This is a genomic window from Bradyrhizobium sp. BR2003 (genome assembly GCF_009720285.1).
GTDB lineage: Bacteria > Pseudomonadota > Alphaproteobacteria > Rhizobiales > Xanthobacteraceae > Bradyrhizobium > Bradyrhizobium elkanii.
Window position 1 is genome coordinate 122454 of the sequence record NZ_SMYJ01000007.1, and the last position, 18466, is coordinate 140919.

The following is an 18466-nucleotide window of genomic DNA, read 5'->3' on the forward strand; positions in this document are numbered from 1 at the left end:
AGTCCTTCAAGGGGAGTCGTGCCCCCAAGATGGGGGCACGACCAGGCCAATGAAAGCCAGTTTAGACCGATTGTGAGGATCAGGCGACGGATCGCGCCCGCTTCACGTCGGGCGGCGTCGCCTCATCCACCAGCGCGGCGATCGCCTCATCGGTCGGCATCACGGTCTGCCGCTCGCTGCCGAGGCGGCGGACCGAGACCGAGTGGGTCTCGGCTTCCTTCTTGCCGACGACGAGCAGGGCCGGGATCTTGGCCAGCGAGTGCTCGCGGACCTTGTAGTTGATCTTTTCGTTGCGCAGGTCGATCTCGACCCGCAGCCCGGCGCGGCGCGCCGCGGCCGCCACCACCTTGGCGTACTCGTCGCCTTCGGAGGTGATGGTCGTGACCACGAGCTGGGTCGGCGCCAGCCAGAGCGGGAAGTTGCCGGCATAGTGCTCGATCAGGATGCCGATGAAGCGCTCCATCGAACCGCAGATTGCGCGGTGCACCATGACGGGTGCCTTCTTCGAGCCGTCGTGATCGATGTAGAACGCGCCGAACCGCTCCGGCAGGTTGAAGTCGACCTGGGTCGTGCCGCACTGCCAGTCGCGGCCGATGGCGTCGCGCAGCACATATTCGAACTTCGGTCCGTAGAACGCGCCTTCGCCCGGATTGATCTCGGTCCGGATGCGGTTGCTGCCCTTGGCCTTGATCTCCGACAGCACCGTCGCCATCACGCGCTCGGCGTGATCCCACATCTCGTCGGTGCCGACCCGCTTCTCCGGCCGCGTCGAGAGCTTGACCGTGAGCTCGCCGTCGAAGCCGAAATCGGCATAGGTCGACAGGATCAGGTCGTTGATCTTGAGGCACTCGTCGGCGAGCTGCTGCTCGGTGCAGAACACATGGGCGTCGTCCTGGGTGAAGCCGCGCACCCGCATCAGGCCGTGCATCGCGCCCGACGGCTCGTAGCGATGCACGACGCCGAACTCGGCGAGCCGCAACGGCAGGTCGCGGTAGCTCTTCAGCCCGTGCTTGAAGATCTGCACATGGCCCGGGCAGTTCATCGGCTTCAGCGCGAACCAGCGCTTGTCCTCGGCCTCGTCGCCGGCGGACTGCGCCGCGAACATGTTCTCGCGATACCAGTCCCAATGGCCCGAGGTCTCCCACAGCGCCTTGTCGAGGATCTGCGGGGCGTTGACCTCGTTGTAGTCGCCAAGCAGCCGGCGCCGCATATAGGCGATCAGCTGCTGGAAGATGGTCCAGCCCTTGGGGTGCCAGAACACCACGCCCGGGCCTTCCTCCTGGAAGTGGAACAGGTCAAGCTCGCGGCCGAGCTTGCGGTGGTCGCGCTTCTCGGCTTCCTCGATCTGCTTGAGATAGGCGTCGAGGTCTTCCTGCTTGGCGAATGCCGTGCCGTAGATGCGGGTCAGCATCGGATTGTTGGAGTCGCCGCGCCAATACGCGCCCGCCACCTTCATCAGCTTGAAGGCGTTGCCGATCTTGCCGGTCGAGGTCATGTGCGGGCCGCGGCACAGGTCGAACCAGTCGCCCTGGAAGTAGATCTTGATCGGCTCGTTGCCGGGAATGGCGTCGACCAGCTCGACCTTGAAGGCCTCGCCCTTGTCGCGGAACACCTGCTTGGTCTTCTCGCGATCCCAGACTTCCTTGGTGAACGGCTTGTCGCGCGCGACGATCTCGCGCATCCGCTTCTCGATCGCGGCAAAATCTTCCGGAGTGAACGGCTCGTTGCGGAAGAAATCGTAGTAGAAGCCGTTCTCGATCACCGGGCCGATCGTGACCTGGGTGCCCGGCCACAGCGACTGCACGGCTTCCGCCAGCACATGCGCGGCATCGTGCCGGATCAGTTCCAGCGCGCGCGGGTCTTCGCGGCCGATCAGCTCGATTTTGGCGTCGGCCTCGATTGGATCGTTGAGGTCGGCAAGCGTGCCGTCGAGCGCCATCGCGACGGTGCGCTTGGCGAGTGAGGGCGAAATGCCTTTGGCGATGTCGAGACCGGTGGTCCCTTTCGGGAAGTCGCGCCTCGCTCCGTCAGGGAAGGTGAGGGCGATCTTGTTCACGGGTTCTGCGGGTTTGAGGTTAGAGAGGCTGTACTGGAATCCGGATTCGGATTTGGGTGGCGTATCGGCCATGGTGTCTCCTGTAGCTCACTCCTGCGAACGAGCGCAGGTAAGCGGAAAGCAGCGGTATAGCAGGGGATTTGACGCCTGCAATCCGGCAATATCAAGAAAATGGGCCTCCGGCCGCACCGAATCGAGGGACGCTTGCCTGCAGCTGGCGCGTTGCGACGCTGCCGATCATCGTCTAACGTCCGGCGTCCATTTTCCCGCCATCGCGCGATCCGCAAGGTTCATGTTTTCCCGACTCCTGTTTTTCGTGGCGTTGCTTCTGATCCCGGGCGTGTTGCGGGCGGAAGAAACACCGGTCCAGAAGGCCGGATTTGCGAAAAAGCTGACCATCTATCTCGCCAAGGGACCGGCGAATGCCTGCGGCGCTGGTTGCGATCGCTGGATCGCGATCGAGGGCGAGATCGATCGGGAAGCCGCGCAGCGGATTCGCACCTTCCTCTTTCCGATCAAGGACCGGCAGCTTCCGATCTACCTTCATTCGCCGGGCGGAAACGTCGAGCAGTCCTATGGGATCGCGCGGTTCCTGCGCGCGCACAAGGCCATTGCCCGGGTCGGCCGTACCATCGTGCCGGCCTGTTCCACAGGCACGCAGGTCGACGCCGCCTGCCTGAAGATCAAGGCTGCCAAAGGCGAGGTCGAGGCCGAGCTCACCACGCGCAACGCGATGTGCGTGTCGGCTTGCGCCTATCTGTTCCTGGGCGCGACCAGCCGCGAAGTGGCGCCCGACTCGGTGCTCGCGGTGCATAACTCCAAGCTGATGTTCGTAATCCACGGGCATCCGCCGGCGCAGGTCGTCGCCGACTTCAGGCGGCGCGAGATGGTGAGCGCCGACCGCGACCGCAATGTCTTCCTCGCGGCGATGGGCATCAGCCATGAGCTCAGCGACCTCATCAAGTCCGTGAAGTTCGAGGACCTGCACGTGCTGACGCGGCCGGAGCTCTATCGATTCGGCATCGATACGCGGCCGCTGCCGGAAACCCTGTGGGCGGTGGAGAAGGAGACACGGCCCTATGTTCGCAAGATCGTGCAGCAGAAAAGAGCCGACGGCAGCTCGTTCCGCATGATGGAGTGGCGGCTGTTCTGCGAGAGCAAGGATCGCGGGCGGCTGATGTTCGTGCGCGAGTTCGAGGAGGGGGCAGCCGGCAAGAGCACGGTGGCGATGATGGCCGGCGCGACCAGGACCGTCGCATTCGGCCGGTCGGCGCGGTTCGGCAAATACGAGGTCTGGAGCGAGGCGGTGACCTCGGACACCGTCAAGGCGATGCTCGCGGCCCCGCATCTGCAGATCGGCGAAGGCGCGCCGGCAACCGACGGCAAGTCTGACGTCAAGTCTGACACCAAGTCCGGCCCTGCGACATTCGATATCGACACCACCGGGCTGGAGCAGGGGTGGACGCAGCTTTTGGCATCGTGCCCGGCGGCGACCGCCGGCCCGAAGCCTGCGAGCCCGTTGCCGGCTGCCGTGTCGCCGAGTGTCAGCGCCGTGCCGGCGGCGTCGCCGTCGCCATGAGCGCAAGGCGCGCGTTCGATCAGGTGTCATGCATTTAGATGCAGTTGCATTGATCTTGGAGTCTGCTAACAACGCGGCGTGAAACGCTTCGCTCCCACCGCATTGATGCTCGGCAACATCGTCACCGGCTGCTCGGTGCTGGCGCCGGCCGGCATGCTGGCGGAATTGTCCGATGGACTCGGCGTCACGATCCATACCGCGGGTCTCCTGATCACCTTCGGCGCGATCGTGCTGTGCGTGGGCTCGCCGGTGACGGCGTGGCTGACCAGCCGGATCGAGCGGCGGGCGCTGCTGACGGCGACGCTGCTGGTGCTGACGCTAACCAATGCGGCCTCCGCCTTCGCGCCGAACTACGACAGCCTCCTGATCATTCGGCTGGTGATGCTCGCGGTCGGCGTGCTCTACACGCCGCAGGCGGCGGGCACCGCGGCACTGATCGTGCCGGTGGAGAAGCGCGGCAGCACGATTGCCTACATCTTCCTCGGCTGGTCGCTTGCCGCCGCGATCGGGCTGCCGCTGATCACCTTCATCGCAAGCCGCTACGGCTTTCGCGTGACCTATGGCGCGATCGCGCTGACCGGGCTTGTGAGCTCCCTGCTGCTGTGGTGGCGGTTACCAGGCGGACTGCACGGCGCGCCGGTTGACCTCAGAACCTGGGTCGATCTCGGCCGTAATCCGATGGTCATTCTGCTGCTGTCGATCACGACGCTGCAGATGTCCGGCCAGTTCGTGGTGTTCACCTTCATGGGGCCGCTGCTGTCCAAATTGACCGGCGCCAATGCTGACGCCGTCGGGATCGTGTTCGCGCTCTACGGCATCTTCGGGTTCGTCGGCATCGCGATTGCAACGCGCGTGGTGGATTCCTGGGGCGCCTGGAAAACCTCGGTCCTGTTCACCGTGCTGCTGCTCGCAGGCGTAGCCGGCTGGGCGCTGAGCGCCGGCGCCTACGCCCTGATGGCCGCCTCCGTCGCGGTGTGGGGCCTCGGCTTTGCATCGACCAATTCGATGCAGCAGGTACGCTTGGTCGGCGCGGCGCCGGCGCTCGCTTCGGCGTCGGTCTCGCTCAATACCTCGGTGCTGTATATCGGCCAGGCCATCGGCTCCGCGATCGGTGGCTTGCTGTTCGCCCGCGAATGGCTGCACAGCGCAGGCTACGTGGCCACGGCCTTCGTCGCGGCGGCGCTCGCGGTCGTGGTCGTCACGCGGCCGCGACGGGTTGCGCAGGCTGCCGCAGCCGAGTGAGCTTCTCGTCGTGACGCGCTTCTCCGTGTGAATCGCGTCCGAGGTCGGGCCTCGGCTGAGGCGCCACTCTCCGACGCGCTGCGCGTCACCACCTCACGCTCTGGCTGGGCACGATGAACGCCGTCGTGCTCGGCTTGTTCGGATTGTGGGTGAAGTAGCCGTAGGCGGCGACGATGACGACGAGCAAGGCAAGCACGGCCAGCAAGTCGATCTGCCGAGGATCATGACCATTGTGGCTGATTTTCCAGCGCATTGTTGTTTCCTCCCCAAAGGGGCAACGAAACAATGCGCCAACAATCGTCACAGTTCCGCTGGGCAGCAATGCGCGCCGTGCTTGGACGTGCGGCAGCAACCGATCATTTGTCGTTGACGCCGCGTCAACCCTCGTTGACGCCGCGTCAGCCTTCGTTGACGCCGCGCCAGCGGCCATAGCGCCAGGGCAAGTACCAGCGTGCCCCGGGCGGCTTCGTCAGCGGGACATTATCGATCCCGGATGTTCCCCAGGGCTGGCAGCGCAGCAGCCGCGCCAGCGTCATCCAGCCGCCGCCCCACAGGCCGAAGCGTTCGATCGCCTCGTCGCCATAGACCGAGCAGGTCGGCAAATGCCGGCAGTTGTAGCCGACCAGCGGCGACAGCGTGTGCCGGTAGATCCAGATCACGGCGCGGCCGAAGTTGCGTGGCAGGCGGCGCATGGTGCTGGCACAGTCCATGCATCGTGGATGGTGTGTCGTTGAATGGTCTGTCGGCGGCATACGCAAGTATGTACGTAGTCTTGCGGGGGTTCCAAGCCGAGGAACTGTTTTGTTGCAGATATTTACGCCACAGTTCGTTATTATTGCACAGCACCGATGGCGCTGCAGCAAGGGCTCTATGGACGGTCCGGGTCAGCAACGCTACCGTTCCCATATGGCGCCGCTGACAGAGTCGTGGCGCATTGCCATGGGGCCATTGCCACCGCTCGCATCACCAAGGGCTTGGGGGAAGGAACCAAATTGAGGCTCGTCAAGTCGCTCTCGTTGCGCAGTTGGGCGCTTACCGGCGCTGTTGCTCTTTGCTTCGCAGCTTCCGGCACCGCCGCCATGGCGGGCGGTTCCGCGCAGGCCAATTCGACTCTCGAGGAGCGCAAGCTGCCGATGAAGTTCAGCTGGATCGCCTGCCAGCCGAATTGCCGAGGCTGGGTGTCCGCGGTCGGCATCATCACGGCCGATAGTCCGAGGGAATTCGACGAGTTCGCGCGCGGCCGCCAGCTCAACGGCGCCACCATCGTGCTCGACTCCAGCGGCGGCTCGGTCAATGACGCGATCGCGCTCGGCCGCCGCTTCCGCGGTCTCGGCGTGCTGACCACGGTCGGCACCAGCGTTGCCAATCAGGCCGCGCAAGGCGGCCGCGCGAGCGTTCTGCCGGATGCCTATTGCGAGTCGATGTGCGTGTTCCTTCTGCTGTCGGGCAAGACGCGCTATGTTCCGCCGGCCGCCCATGTCCGCGTGCATCAGATCTGGATGGGCGATCGTGCCGACGACGCCAAGGCCGCGAGCTACACCGCGCAGGACCTGATGATCGTCGAGCGCGATATCGGCCGTCTTGCCAAGTACACCTTCGATATGGGCGGCGCCGGTGATCTGCTGGCGCTCTCGCTCAGCGTGCCGCCGTGGGAAGACCTGCACGAATTGTCGGCTGCCGAATTGCGGCTGACCAACCTCATCACCACCGATGCGGTTGCCGACGTGCTGCCGCGGCAGGACAATAGCAAGGACAACGCAATTCCCGTCGCCGAGGCGAAGCCGAAGAACAACGATCGCTTCGTGAGCAGCACGATGGAGGGTGAGGCGCCACAGGCGGCGAGGGCGACCAAGACCGCCGAGGCCGTGGTGCCGACCGGCGGCAACGCTGCGCCCGCGCCGGCGCCGGTCCAGCCCGCGCAGTAAGAACGCACATTGTCGCGTCGTTCCGGGACACGTGAGCGGACCCGGAACCTCGAGATTCCAGGTTCGATGCTCCGCATCGCCCCGGAATGAGCTGACATGCAATCTTACGCCGGCTGCTTCGCCTTGGCCTCGATCTGGCCGATCGCATCGACCACGGCATCGAAGGTCAGCAGGGTCGAGGCATGTCGGGCCTTGTAATCGCGCACCGGCTCGAGCAGCGCGATATCGGCCCATTTGCCGCCCTGCGGGGGCTGGCCGTTTTCCTTCAGCATCTTGCGGACCGTCTCGCGCAATTCGCGCAGCTCGTCCGCGGTCGAGCCCACCACCTGGCTCGCCATGATCGAGGAGGAGGCCTGGCCGAGCGCACAGGCCTTCACGTCATGGGCGAAGTCCGTCACCACGGGACCATCCATCTTGAGGTCGACCTTGACGGTCGAACCGCACAATTTGGAGTGGGCGGTGGCGCTGGCGTCCGGGTCGGCCAGCCGTCCGAGGCGCGGAATATTGCCGGCCAACTCGATGATCCGCTTGTTGTAAATGTCGTTCAGCATGAGGACAGATGCCTGGTTCCGGCCGTGCCGGGCGCTCTTGGCGGCTGGGTTGCACCGCCCTATATATGGGCGGCAACGCCGGAAACATAGCCCGGCCATGCAGCCACCGCGGCCCACCTCCGCCGCGGCGGTGCTACAATAATGGGACTCAGGCGCCCGGCGGTTCGAGCCATCCGCCCCGTCTGCCCGGTGACACATCCGGACCAAGGTCAAATCCGAGGGCCGGTCGAACGGAGAAGACATGGACGCCTTGATCAAATCGATTCGCCCCAGCAAGCCGGCCGACGCCAAGCCCGGCGAGCTCGACCCCTCGGAATTCATGACGGCGGCCGTTCGTGCCGACCAGCCGCGCCCGTCGCGGGCGGAGGCGGAGGACGCCGTCAAGACGCTGCTCGCCTATATCGGCGAGAACACCAGCCGCGAGGGCCTGCTCGATACGCCGCGCCGCGTCGTCGAGGCCTATGACGAACTTTATCAGGGCTACCACCAGTGCCCGGCCGAGGTGCTGAACCGCACCTTCGGCGAGACCGCCGGCTACGACGATTTCGTCCTCGTCCGCGACATCGAGTTCACCTCGCAGTGCGAGCATCACATGATGCCGTTCTACGGCAAGGCCCATATCGCCTATACGCCGGTGGAGCGCGTCGTGGGTCTCTCGAAGTTGGCGCGCCTGACCGACATCTTTGCCCGACGTCTGCAGACCCAGGAGCATCTCACCGCGCAGGTCGCGGCCGCGATCGACGAGGTGCTGAAGCCGCGCGGCGTTGCAGTGCTGATCGAGGCGGAGCATACCTGCATGTCGGTGCGCGGCGTCGCCAAGCATGGTGCATCGACCTTCACCAGTCGCTTCACCGGCATGTTCCGCGACAATCCGGCGGAGCAGCAGCGTTTCCTGTCCCTCGTGCGAGGACCGAGCCGGTAACCTCGCATTTCCTGAGCGAGGTTTTCCGTGTCCGCAGCGACCCACGATCACGACCGCGAGGAGGGGCTGGCTTTCCAGCCCAAATTCGACGCAGCAGGTCTTGTGACCTGCGTCGCGACCGATGCCGCGACCGGCGATGTGCTGATGGTCGCGCACATGAACGATGAGGCCCTGCGCAAGACGATCGCGACCGGCGAAGGCTGGTACTTCAGCCGCTCGCGCAATGCGCTGTGGCGCAAGGGCGAGAGCTCGGGCCAGACCCAGCGCGTGGTCGAGATCCGGATGGATTGCGATCAGGACGCGGTGTGGATCAAGGTCGAGCAGATCGGCGCCGCCTGCCACACCGGACGGCGCACCTGCTTCTATCGCGTGGTGAAGGACGAGGGGGGCAATGTCAGCCTGTCCTTTGTCGACGCCGAGCAGCTGTTCGATCCGGCGCAGGTCTATCGCAAATAGCGCGTTTGATCTGAATCAAATGCGACGCGTCGAGCCGCATCTTCGATGTCGCGCACTTACTCCGACGCCCAGCCCTGAGCCATTAACGCGCCATTAACCATAATTACGGCAGGTTGACGGGACATGGGTGCCGATTGCCGGCACCCGGCAAGGCACCCGGGTAGATGGCGGTCGACCTCTTCAATGCGACGGCTTCGGCAGGTGTCGATCCCTCGCGCCTGAAGGTCGCGAGCTCGATCAAGCAGGCGGCCGCGACCACCGGCACGAGCTTCGAATATCTGCTCACCACCGCGAAGATGGAATCCAATTTCGATCCGCGGGCCGGCGCCACGACCTCGTCGGCGCATGGACTTTATCAATTCATCGACCAGACCTGGCTCGGCACCGTCAAGGAGGCGGGAAGCCAGCTCGGCTACGGCCAGTATGCCGACGCCATCAGCAGGAATTCCGACGGCAGCTATTCGGTCGGCGATCCCTCCGCGCGCGCCGCGGTCATGAAGCTGCGCGACGATCCGGACGCGGCGTCCTCGATGGCGGCGGTGCTGACGCAGTCCAACAGCTTCAAGCTGACCGGCAAGCTCGGCCGCCGTCCGACCGATGCCGAACTCTATATGGCCCACTTCATGGGCGTCGGCGGCGCCGGCAAGCTGATCTCGAGCGCCGAGGACAGCCCGAGCGCCAACGCGGCCGCGATGTTTCCGAAGGCGGCGGCCGCCAACCAGTCGATCTTCTACGACAGGTCGGGCAGCGCGCGCAGCGTCAGCCAGGTTTATTCGGTGTTGACCACGCGCTACGCCGCGGCAGCGAATTCCAAGGATACGCGCACCGCCTTCGCCGCAGCGGGCGGCGACACCATGTCGCCTTACGCGATCGCAAGCGCCGCGCCCACACAAGCGCCGACCATGGACACCGCGTCCTATCTCTCGACCTTCCCGGACTCCCGGTCGGCGACGCCCGTCGGTGCGACCTCGGCCGTCGCATCGGCGCAGCCGGCGCCGACCTTCCGCTCGCTCTACCAGGCCGGCGACCGCTCGGAGCCGATCTCGCCGGCGGTGCAGGAGCTGTGGGGCAATTCCTCCTCGCTGACCACGTCGGCGACGCCAAAGGTCCGCGCGCCCGGACGGCTTGACCTGTTCAGCGATCCGAGCGGCACCTACAGCAACGGCTAGCCGCCCTGCCGCGCGCGCGAAGCCGCACGCCGTTGCCGTCTTAACGAAACGTCAATAATCCCAAACATTTATGGTGAACCCTTTATTAAGCGTCATGGTCTATTTTTCCTTGTAGTGGCGTCGTATGTCGATGCCGTTTCGTTGCGTAAGCCGGCAGGACCATGATCGTTCGGCAGTTTATTAGTTGGATTAGGACCGCTCCAGCAGGTGAGCGAGCAGAGGCGACACGGGCGTTGGCCCGCGCCTGGCTCATCTCGGATCTCACCGAGGACGACCGCATCGCAGCCGAAGGCGCGCTGCTGATGCTGCTCGACGACCCGTCGCCGCTGGTACGGCAGGCGATGGCCGAGGTGTTCGCGCGCAGTGCGGACGCGCCTGCCGCAATCGTGCAGGCGCTGTCGGCCGACCAGTCGGCGATCGCGCTCCCGGTACTGGAACATTCACCGCTTCTGATCGATGCCGACCTCGTCGACATCGTCGCCACCGGTTCCGACGAGATGCAGTGCGCGATCGCGCGACGCATCAATCTGCCGGCCTCCGTCGCCGCCGCGATTGCCGAGGTCGGCTCGGCGGCGGCCGCGCTCGAGCTGATCGAAAATCCTTGCGCCGGCCTCGCGCCGTTCTCCTGGGATCGCATCGTCGAACGCCACGGCCATCTCGCCGCCATCAGGGAATCGATGTTGCAGCTGGAAGACCTGCCGTCGGCGACGCGGCTGGCGCTGGTCGCAAAGCTCTCCGACACGCTGGCGCAGTTCGTCGTCGCGCGAAACTGGCTCGGCAGCGATCGGGCCGACCGCGTCGCCGGCGAGGCCAGGGAACGCTCCACCGTGAACATCGCCGCGCGTGCCTTTGGCGACGACATGCAGAACCTGATCACGCATCTGCGCGCCACCGGGCAATTGACCGCCGGGCTGATCCTGCGCGCGCTGCTGTCCGGCAATCTCGATTTGTTTGGGGCGGCGCTCGCCGAACTGTCCGGACTGCCCTATGGCCGCGTCTCCGCGCTGTTGAACGACCGCGGCGGCAACGGCCTGCAGGCGCTGCTGCGCCGCGCCGGCTTGCCGGAATCCACCTACGCCGCGTTCCGCGTCGCGCTCGAGGCCAGCCACGAGGTCGGCTATGTCGACAGCGGCGACGGTGCGGCGCGGCTGCATCGCCGCATGGTGGAGCGGGTGCTGACGCATTGCGAGACCGATCATTCCGCGGCCGAGCCGCTCTTGATCCTGCTGCGCCGCTTCGCGACCGAATCGGCCCGCGAGGACGCACGGATGTTCTGCGAGGAGCTCGCCGCGGAAGACGCGATCGCGGTGCTGCCTTACGACGACGATCTTATCGCGGCCTGAGCGCCGCGATTCTTTCCGATCGATGGATGCTTGAGTGGCTGCCGCAACGCGAGCAGCCGGCCGCGCGGCTATTCGCCGGGCACGATGCTCGGCGCGAGGATCGCCTCGAGGTGCTCGGGCCGGTCGCGGTTGGCGTGGGTCAGGAATTCATCGGCGATGCCGCGAAGCTGCTTGCTCAGCACGCCGGCGACGACTGCGGTGTCGAGCCTGGTGCGGTTGCGCACGATCGCCTGCACGGCGTTGATGTGATGGGCGATCAGCTGCGGCGGCACGGCGCCGAGATCCGGCGCGTGCTCGATGATGCGGCACAGGCTCTCCGCGGCTGCGGCCGCCGACGGATAGCCGAATGTCGCGGCGTCGCCCTTGATGTCATGCGCGGCGCGGAACAGCTCCTCGCGCGTCTTGTCGCTGAAGCCCTCGCGCAGCACGGTGGCATGCGCGGCGGAGAGACGGTCGGCCTCGATCGTCATCCACTCCTTGAACTCGCCCGACAGCCCGGCGAGCGCCTTTTCGGCGCGGCCGACCGGATCGTCGAGATCGCTCTCGGGGACACGCAGCAGCATCTTGCGCAGCGGATTGGGCTGCGTGATCACGTGGTGCGTACCGAAGCTCTTGACCTCGATCGTCCCGGGTTTGTCTTTCGCCATAGCGATATCCTAGATGGCCGAGCGCGCCTTTTCGAGCAGCGACGGTTGTTGCAGCACCTCGACCTCGCCGCTGCCGCGGCGTTCGGGGCCGATATAGGTGTTGGTGGTGTTGCGGCGGCGGTCGGGGCCGAAATAAGTCTTGGTCTTGATGAACGGGCGCGGATTGGCGACCACGTTCATGATGCGCTGGTAGAGGCCCTTGGCCGAGATCGGCTTGGCCAAAAATTCGGTGACGCCGGCATCGCGCGCCACCGTGACGCGGCGCTTCTCGGAATGCCCGGTCAGCATGATGATCGGCGCGTAAGGGTTGCCCTTGGATTCCGGCTGCCGGATCATCTGCGCAAGCTCGAGCCCGTCGAAGATCGGCATCGACCAGTCGGTGATGACGATGTCGGGCACGTAGTGCGTATACATCTCGAGCGCGGTGGCGCCGTCCTCGGCCTCATACACCTCGCGCGCGCCGAACGAATGCAAAAGCGTCCGCAGGATGCGGCGCATGTGCGGATTGTCGTCGCAAATCAAAAATCGCAGCTTGTTGAAATCGATGCGATACATGGTCCGGCCCTGATAGGGCATTACCTCGCCAATGCGGTATTACCCGACGTTAACCATATCCCGCCCGGGGTTAATGATTGGTTGCCGGGCGGGGGGGAGCAAGGGGAGCCGTCGTCAGTAGCCGAACTGCTCGCGCAGGATGCGTTCTTCCAGCGAGTGGCCGGGGTCGAACAGCATCCGCATCGCGATCGTCTTGTCGGACAGCACCTCGACCCGGCGGACGTCGCGGACCTCGTCATGGTCGGCGACCGCGGCGACCGGGCGCTTCTCGCCCTCGATCACCTCGATCACCACGAAGGCGGAATTCGGCAGCAGCGCGCCGCGCCAGCGCCGCGGCCGGAACGCGCTGATCGGGGTCAGCGCCAACAGCGCCGCGTTGATCGGCAGGATCGGCCCCTGGGCGGAGAGGTTGTAGGCGGTCGATCCGGCCGGCGTCGCCACCAGGATGCCGTCGGCCATCAGCTCGGGCATCCGCTCGTGCTCGTCGATCAGGATGCGCAGCTTGGCGACCTGGTAGGTCTGCCGGAACAGCGCGACCTCGTTGATGGCGTGATGCAGATGCACGGCGCCGTGGATGTCGGTGGCGCGCATCAGCAGCGGATTGATCAGCGACTCCCGCGCGGCGGCCAACCGGGTGCGCAGATCATGCGTCGAATATTCGTTCATCAGGAAGCCGACAGTGCCGCGATGCATGCCGTAGATCGGCTTGCCGCTGCGCATGTTGGCGTGCAGCGTCTGCAGCATCAAACCGTCGCCGCCGAGCGCGACCACGACGTCGGCATCGGCGGGTGGATGATTGCCGTACATTTCCGTCAGCTGCTCGAGCGCCGACTGCGCTTCCGCGCTGGCGCTGGCGACGAAGGCGATCTTGTCATACCGCTTGGAGCTGGCCATCGCTCACGAACTCGTTTGGCACGGAACACGCCGCGCTCGTCTATACATCCCGGGCGGCCTTGTCGAGATGGTCCGGGAACGGACCGCATGCCACGCCGACGCCGCCAAACTAGCGTAGTTTGCCGCTGGATTGCGTAAATCGGGGCGCAGGGAGTGAATGGTATGGCTAACAGTGTTGCGACACGGCTCGCCGCGGCGTTGCTGGTGGCCTGCCTTGCGACCGCGGCGCGGGCCGACGACGAGACCCCGCAGCCATCGCCGTCGCCGAGCGCGCAGGCCCCAAGCGTCCAGAACCCAGCTGGCCAGAACCCGAGCGGTCAGAAGGGGCGGGCAGGACGCGGCGGCGAGGCCGGCTCCGGCGCCAACGCTGCGGCCAGCGGCTCGACCGCCGAGCAGCACCGCCTGCCGCCGGACTCCACGACCAGGCAATCGGTCGCGCTGCCGAACCGCACACTTGACTTCAGCGCGACCGCGGGGTCGATCCGCGTGTTCGACGACAAGGGCGAGCCGCTCGCCGACATCGCCTATACGTCCTACCAGCTCGACGGTGCCGAAAAGGCGAACCGGCCGGTGACCTTCCTGTTCAACGGCGGTCCGGGCTCCGCGTCGGCCTGGCTGCAATTCGGCAATGTCGGGCCGTGGCGGCTGCCGTTCGACGGCGCAGTGTCCTCGGCCGCGCCCGAGCTGCAGGCCAATGCCGACACCTGGCTCGATTTCACCGATCTCGTCTTCATCGATCCTGTCGGCACCGGCTACAGCCGTTTCGTCACGACGTCGGAGGATGCGCGCAAGCGCTTCTTCACCGTCGACGGCGACGCCAATTCGGTCGCGCTGGTGATCCGTCGCTGGCTGGAGAAATACGACCGGCTGACTTCGCCGAAATATCTCGTCGGCGAAAGCTATGGCGGCATTCGCGGGCCCAAGGTGGTGCGCAATCTGCAGATGCAGCAGGGCGTCGGCGTCCGTGGCCTGGTGCTGATCTCGCCGGTGCTCGATTTCCGCGAATATACCGGCTCCAGCCTCATGCAATATGTCGCAAGCCTGCCGACCATGGCGGCGGTCGCGCGACAGGCGAAGGGCCCGGTGACGCGCGAGGATCTCGCCGACGTCGAGAGCTACGCACGCGGCGATTTCCTGCTCGACCTCGTCAAGGGGCAGGCCGACACGGAGGCCACCGCGCGGCTCGCCGACAAGGTCGCAAGCCTGACCGGGATCGATCAGGCGGTGAGCCGCAGGCTCGCCGGCCGCTTCGACATCGGCGAATTCCGCCGCGAGTTCGATCGCAAGAACGGCAAGGTGACCGGCCGCTACGATGCCTCGATCGAGGGTTTCGATCCCTATCCGGATTCCAGCTACTTCCGCTTCAACGATCCGTCCGGCGATCCCCTGATGGCGCCCTTGACCAGCGCCGCCGTCGACCTCACCACGCGCAAGCTGAACTGGCGGCCGGACGGCTCCTATCATCTGCTCAGCGAGAGCGTGAACAAGGCCTGGGAGTTCGGTCACGGCATCAGTCCCGCGGAATCGGTGACGCAGCTTCGCCAGGCGCTGGCGCTCGATCCCAAACTGAAACTCCTGATCGGCCACGGCCTGTTCGATCTCGCCACCCCGTACTTCGCCTCGAAGATCATCCTCGACCAGTTGCCGGCCTTCGCGGGTCCGGGCCGCACCAGGCTCGCGGTCTATCCCGGCGGCCACATGTTCTACTCCCGCGACGGCTCGCGCCAGGCCTTCCGTAAGGAGGTCGAGGCGCTGATGAGGTGAGGGGGGGACATAGCGGGTCGGACAACGTCACCCGCGCCCGCCCATGGCCGTCGTCCCTGCGAAAGCATGCGAAGCGGGGACGAGATCGAATGTGTTTGCACGGTCTGTGAGTCATACGACCGCATTCTCGCGACCTGATTTGTCCGAGCTCTAGCGGTCAAGTTCGCGGCGCTAACACTAGCGCTCACGGCTCCACGGGAAGAGGGAGGCCGGGAAATCGGCCGCGTAGCGGTGACCGATCGGCGGGCGGGGCTCTTCTTGCACAGGATTCCGATCAGGCTCGACCACCTTCCGGTAAAGATGCCAGGTCGCGTGACCAAGCACCGGCAGAACGACGCAGAGGCCGACGAAGAATGGCAGTGAGCCCACGGCCAGCAATACCGCAACGATCAATCCCCACGCGGCCATCTCAATTGGATTCATCATCACGGCCCGTATCGACGTGCGGATCGCGTCAATCGCTGTCGCATGACGGTCGAGCATCAGTGGAAATGAGACGACGCTGACGCACAGGGCAACCAGGGCGAAAAGGAAGCCGACGCCGCATCCGACGATGATCAGCGACCAGCCTTCGGGCGTCGTCAACACGCGCTTTGCGAAATCAGGGATGCTCGCAGCCGGCGCATAGCCGAACGTCATGATGTAGATCGCGTCCGCGGTGGCGATCCAGACCCCGAACAGAACGAACAGGAGAACGCCAAGTTCGAACATGGCGCCGAACGACGGCGCGCGCAGCACCTGCATTGCATCCCAGGCTCCTGGCTCCTCTCCGCGTTCGCGGCGTCGGCTCAGTTCGTAGAGTCCTAGTCCGGCGAAAGGACCGATCAGGGCGAAGCCGGCGGCGAGCGGAAACAGCAGCGGCAGCACCGAATAGCCAAGCACAAGTCTGAACAGGACAAGTCCGAGCACGGGATACATCACGCACAGGACGATTGCGTGGGTCGGGATGGCCTTGAAGTCTTCCCAGCCGAGGCGCAGCGCGTCGCCCAGGTCGGAAAGGCTGATCTTGCGAACGACGAAGGCGGTAGAGACGCCAAACAATTGCAGCTTGGGTCGTGCGAACACCGTGGTCATGGTTCCGGTCTCCTTGCTTGTGGCCGCAGGGGAACGGAGCGCCATCAACACACGCACATCCGCCTCATGCGCGAAAATCGCGACTGAGTCCGGCAAATCAGATTCAACCAGAAGGAGCTTGCCGGACGACATCCGTCGCAACCGGTCCGGTAAAACTAGTCCGATGCGCGGCAGAAGCAAGGTGGCGAATGCGGTCGGGAGAATTGTGCAGCTGCACAAACGATGTCTTGCGATGCACCATGCGATGGGGGAGGGCCGATCAGTGTTCGCGGCCTCCAATGCATTCCCGCCAACACGCGCCGGACAGCGGCGGGCATTACTCCTCTATTGACGTCCGGCTCGATGGGTACCATGTTGATGATTGGCGCCCCCAGCTCCGATGAGGTTGCGGCCGTGACGTTGAGTTTTTGTCATGTCCCAGCGTCGCGACCGGCAGAATGGGGCGAGGCAAAAGCCACGGTGATGGTGAACGCAAGACCATCCCTCTGACGTGAGCTCCGCCCTTTCGTTCGTCTCCGCAGCCTTCGATGGCAAGGAGGAGGGATGGCTGTAGCGATCTTACTGCTCCTGGTTGCCGTCGCCTCGGTGCTGTTTCACCTCTACAGCCCCTGGTGGTGGACCCCGATTGCCTCGAACTGGAGCTATATCGACCACACGATCAACCTGACATTCTGGATCACCGGAGCGGTGTTCTGCGCGGTGATCGCGTTCATGGCCTATTGCGTCCTGCGCTTTCACCACACCGAGGGACGGCGCGCCCACTACAATCCCGAGAACAAGAAGCTCGAATGGTGGCTCAGCATCGGCACCGCGATCGGCGTCGTCGCCATGCTGGCGCCCGGCCTCGTCGTCTGGCACCAGTTCGTCACCGTTCCCGACGACGCGACCGACGTCGAGGTCGTTGGACAACAGTGGATGTGGAGTTATCGGCTTCCGGGAAAGGACGGCCGGCTCGGCACGTCAGACGCACGCCTGATCAGCTCCGACAATCCACTCGGGTTGAATCCCAATGATCCGAACGGGCAGGACGACATCGTCGTGCAAAACGAGGATCTGCATCTGCCGGTCGGGAAGCCGGTGAAGGTGCTGCTCCGCTCGATCGACGTCCTGCATGATTTCTACGTGCCCGAGTTCCGGGCGAAGATGGATATGATCCCCGGCTCGGTGACCTACTACTGGCTCACGCCGACCCGGACCGGAACCTTCGACGTCCTCTGCGCGGAGCTGTGCGGTGCCGCGCACGCACAGATGCGCAGCAAGGTCGTCGTCGAAGAAGAGAAGGAATATCACGCGTGGCTGGACAAGCAGCACACGTTCGCCGCCTTGTCCGGCCAGCGCAACGTCGCGAAGGCGGCGTACAAGACTGGCAGCGAATGAACATGCCGACGAGGATCGGCCGGATATGACGTGAACTCGTCGCTGAGCGGAAGACCAGGGAGGGTATTCCGATGGTCGATATCCCGTTTGATCAGGTCGCAGGCATCCCGCCCGCCGAAGTGGGTGAGGTCGAGCTCTATCATCCGCACAGCTGGTGGACGAGGTACGTCTTTTCGCAAGACGCCAAGGTGATCGCCGTCCAGTACTCGATCACGGCGATGTCGATCGGAATGGTTGCGCTGGTGCTGTCGTGGATGATGCGGCTGCAACTGGGATTTCCCGGCACATTCTCCTTTATCGATGCCAATCAGTACCTTCAGTTCATCACCATGCACGGCATGATCATGGTGATCTATTTGCTCACGGCGCTGTTTCTCGGCGGCTTCGGCAACTACCTCATCCCGCTGATGGTCGGCGCGCGGGACATGGTCTTCCCCTACGTGAACATGCTGAGCTATTGGGTCTACCTGCTCGCCGTGCTGGTGCTGGCCGCGACGTTCTTCGTGCCGGGCGGGCCGACCGGCGCCGGCTGGACGCTTTATCCACCCCAGGCGATTCTGTCCGGTACCCCCGGACAGGACTGGGGCATCGTTCTCATGCTGGCCTCGCTTATCCTGTTCATCATCGGCTTCACGATGGGCGGGCTCAATTATGTAGTGACGGTGCTGCAGGCGCGGACGCGCGGCATGACCTTGATGCGCATGCCGCTGACGGTGTGGGGCATCTTCACCGCGACTGTCATGGCGCTGCTGGCGTTCCCGGCGCTGTTCGTGGCCTCGGTGATGCTGCTGCTGGACCGCCTCCTTGGAACCAGCTTCTTCATGCCGACACTGGTCGAGATGGGCCAGCTGACCAAGTATGGCGGCGGCAGTCCGATCCTGTTCCAGCATTTGTTCTGGTTCTTCGGCCACC

General features: G+C 64.9%; 18 protein-coding genes. 10 read left to right on the forward strand and 8 right to left on the reverse strand.

Going from position 1 to position 18466, the window contains the following annotated elements; translation table 11 throughout:
- Positions 1-79: 79 nt before the first annotated feature.
- Complete coding sequence (gene thrS, locus E2I15_RS02305; RefSeq protein ID WP_137479926.1) at positions 80-2128, reverse strand: threonine--tRNA ligase; 2049 nt, start codon at positions 2126-2128, stop codon at positions 80-82.
- Between the two features lie 220 nt (positions 2129-2348).
- Between thrS and E2I15_RS02310 the strand changes: the two genes are divergently transcribed.
- The gene (locus tag E2I15_RS02310; protein ID WP_137479925.1) at positions 2349-3635 is read left to right on the forward strand and encodes a COG3904 family protein; all 1287 of its coding nucleotides are present in this window, start codon (positions 2349-2351) and stop codon (positions 3633-3635) included.
- 105 nt (positions 3636-3740) lie between these two features.
- The gene (locus tag E2I15_RS02315; protein ID WP_137480012.1) at positions 3741-4877 is read left to right on the forward strand and encodes an MFS transporter; all 1137 of its coding nucleotides are present in this window, start codon (positions 3741-3743) and stop codon (positions 4875-4877) included.
- Positions 4878-4962: 85 nt separating this feature from the next.
- Here the strand turns inward: E2I15_RS02315 and E2I15_RS38600 are convergent, their stop codons facing one another.
- Together E2I15_RS38600 and yidD are read right to left on the reverse strand one after the other, a co-directional pair.
- A complete protein-coding gene (locus E2I15_RS38600; protein WP_016843922.1) occupies positions 4963-5130 on the reverse strand; it encodes a hypothetical protein in 168 nt (55 codons plus the stop codon).
- A gap of 145 nt (positions 5131-5275) precedes the next feature.
- Positions 5276-5587, reverse strand: coding sequence for a membrane protein insertion efficiency factor YidD (gene yidD / locus E2I15_RS02320; RefSeq protein ID WP_137479924.1), 312 nt, complete (start codon positions 5585-5587; stop codon positions 5276-5278).
- A 369-nt stretch (positions 5588-5956) separates the two neighbouring features.
- On the opposite strand from yidD, the gene E2I15_RS02325 reads away from it, so the two are divergent.
- Positions 5957-6802 carry a COG3904 family protein gene (locus E2I15_RS02325; protein WP_137479923.1) on the forward strand — a complete coding sequence of 282 codons (846 nt, stop codon included), beginning with the start codon at positions 5957-5959 and terminating at the stop codon, positions 6800-6802.
- A 104-nt stretch (positions 6803-6906) separates the two neighbouring features.
- Here E2I15_RS02325 and E2I15_RS02330 read toward each other — a convergent pair whose 3' ends face one another.
- Entirely contained in the window at positions 6907-7353 is a 447-nt protein-coding gene (locus tag E2I15_RS02330; RefSeq protein ID WP_028342685.1) for an iron-sulfur cluster assembly scaffold protein, read from the reverse strand.
- A gap of 241 nt (positions 7354-7594) precedes the next feature.
- On the opposite strand from E2I15_RS02330, the gene folE reads away from it, so the two are divergent.
- The 4 genes from folE (at position 7595) to E2I15_RS02350 (ending at position 11243) form a co-directional block, all read left to right on the forward strand.
- The gene (gene folE / locus E2I15_RS02335; RefSeq protein ID WP_137479922.1) at positions 7595-8275 is read left to right on the forward strand and encodes a GTP cyclohydrolase I FolE; all 681 of its coding nucleotides are present in this window, start codon (positions 7595-7597) and stop codon (positions 8273-8275) included.
- A gap of 27 nt (positions 8276-8302) precedes the next feature.
- On the forward strand, positions 8303-8731 hold the full coding sequence (gene hisI, locus E2I15_RS02340; RefSeq protein WP_137479921.1) for a phosphoribosyl-AMP cyclohydrolase: 429 nt from the start codon (positions 8303-8305) through the stop codon (positions 8729-8731).
- A 164-nt stretch (positions 8732-8895) separates the two neighbouring features.
- A complete protein-coding gene (locus E2I15_RS02345; RefSeq protein ID WP_137479920.1) occupies positions 8896-9900 on the forward strand; it encodes a lytic transglycosylase domain-containing protein in 1005 nt (334 codons plus the stop codon).
- 161 nt (positions 9901-10061) lie between these two features.
- Entirely contained in the window at positions 10062-11243 is a 1182-nt protein-coding gene (locus tag E2I15_RS02350) for a DUF2336 domain-containing protein (RefSeq protein WP_137479919.1), read from the forward strand.
- 68 nt (positions 11244-11311) lie between these two features.
- Here E2I15_RS02350 and E2I15_RS02355 read toward each other — a convergent pair whose 3' ends face one another.
- The 3 genes from E2I15_RS02355 to E2I15_RS02365 all read right to left on the reverse strand — a co-directional run bounded on the left by E2I15_RS02355 (position 11312) and on the right by E2I15_RS02365 (position 13339).
- On the reverse strand, positions 11312-11890 hold the full coding sequence (locus E2I15_RS02355) for an Hpt domain-containing protein (protein WP_137479918.1): 579 nt from the start codon (positions 11888-11890) through the stop codon (positions 11312-11314).
- A 9-nt stretch (positions 11891-11899) separates the two neighbouring features.
- The gene (locus E2I15_RS02360) at positions 11900-12445 is read right to left on the reverse strand and encodes a response regulator (RefSeq protein ID WP_028336173.1); all 546 of its coding nucleotides are present in this window, start codon (positions 12443-12445) and stop codon (positions 11900-11902) included.
- Positions 12446-12559: 114 nt separating this feature from the next.
- Complete coding sequence (locus E2I15_RS02365; protein WP_016843906.1) at positions 12560-13339, reverse strand: NAD kinase; 780 nt, start codon at positions 13337-13339, stop codon at positions 12560-12562.
- A gap of 162 nt (positions 13340-13501) precedes the next feature.
- Here E2I15_RS02365 and E2I15_RS02370 point away from each other — a divergent pair, with 162 nt between their 5' ends.
- Entirely contained in the window at positions 13502-15103 is a 1602-nt protein-coding gene (locus E2I15_RS02370) for a S10 family peptidase (RefSeq protein WP_137479917.1), read from the forward strand.
- A gap of 177 nt (positions 15104-15280) precedes the next feature.
- On the opposite strand, the gene E2I15_RS02375 is transcribed toward E2I15_RS02370, so the two are convergent.
- Positions 15281-16177, reverse strand: coding sequence for a DUF2189 domain-containing protein (locus E2I15_RS02375; protein WP_069275742.1), 897 nt, complete (start codon positions 16175-16177; stop codon positions 15281-15283).
- 543 nt (positions 16178-16720) lie between these two features.
- Between E2I15_RS02375 and coxB the strand changes: the two genes are divergently transcribed.
- Together coxB and E2I15_RS02385 are read left to right on the forward strand one after the other, a co-directional pair.
- On the forward strand, positions 16721-17554 hold the full coding sequence (gene coxB / locus E2I15_RS02380; RefSeq protein WP_137479916.1) for a cytochrome c oxidase subunit II: 834 nt from the start codon (positions 16721-16723) through the stop codon (positions 17552-17554).
- A 71-nt stretch (positions 17555-17625) separates the two neighbouring features.
- The coding region (locus tag E2I15_RS02385) for a cytochrome c oxidase subunit I (protein WP_196238880.1) at positions 17626-18466 on the forward strand (841 nt) is incomplete at its 3' end.

Coding starts and splice junctions, on each gene's coding strand:
- E2I15_RS02375 (WP_069275742.1), bottom strand. CDS start 16,177: ATGACCACGGTGTTCGCACGACCCAAGCTGCAATTGTTTGGCGTCTCT.
- E2I15_RS02360 (WP_028336173.1), bottom strand. CDS start 12,445: ATGTATCGCATCGATTTCAACAAGCTGCGATTTTTGATTTGCGACGAC.
- E2I15_RS02365 (WP_016843906.1), bottom strand. CDS start 13,339: ATGGCCAGCTCCAAGCGGTATGACAAGATCGCCTTCGTCGCCAGCGCC.
- coxB (WP_137479916.1), top strand. CDS start 16,721: ATGGCTGTAGCGATCTTACTGCTCCTGGTTGCCGTCGCCTCGGTGCTG.
- E2I15_RS02315 (WP_137480012.1), top strand. CDS start 3,741: ATGCTCGGCAACATCGTCACCGGCTGCTCGGTGCTGGCGCCGGCCGGC.
- E2I15_RS02310 (WP_137479925.1), top strand. CDS start 2,349: ATGTTTTCCCGACTCCTGTTTTTCGTGGCGTTGCTTCTGATCCCGGGC.
- folE (WP_137479922.1), top strand. CDS start 7,595: ATGGACGCCTTGATCAAATCGATTCGCCCCAGCAAGCCGGCCGACGCC.
- E2I15_RS02330 (WP_028342685.1), bottom strand. CDS start 7,353: ATGCTGAACGACATTTACAACAAGCGGATCATCGAGTTGGCCGGCAAT.
- E2I15_RS02325 (WP_137479923.1), top strand. CDS start 5,957: ATGGCGGGCGGTTCCGCGCAGGCCAATTCGACTCTCGAGGAGCGCAAG.
- yidD (WP_137479924.1), bottom strand. CDS start 5,587: ATGGACTGTGCCAGCACCATGCGCCGCCTGCCACGCAACTTCGGCCGC.
- thrS (WP_137479926.1), bottom strand. CDS start 2,128: ATGGCCGATACGCCACCCAAATCCGAATCCGGATTCCAGTACAGCCTC.
- E2I15_RS02370 (WP_137479917.1), top strand. CDS start 13,502: ATGGCTAACAGTGTTGCGACACGGCTCGCCGCGGCGTTGCTGGTGGCC.
- E2I15_RS02355 (WP_137479918.1), bottom strand. CDS start 11,890: ATGGCGAAAGACAAACCCGGGACGATCGAGGTCAAGAGCTTCGGTACG.
- E2I15_RS02350 (WP_137479919.1), top strand. CDS start 10,062: ATGATCGTTCGGCAGTTTATTAGTTGGATTAGGACCGCTCCAGCAGGT.
- E2I15_RS38600 (WP_016843922.1), bottom strand. CDS start 5,130: ATGCGCTGGAAAATCAGCCACAATGGTCATGATCCTCGGCAGATCGAC.
- E2I15_RS02345 (WP_137479920.1), top strand. CDS start 8,896: ATGGCGGTCGACCTCTTCAATGCGACGGCTTCGGCAGGTGTCGATCCC.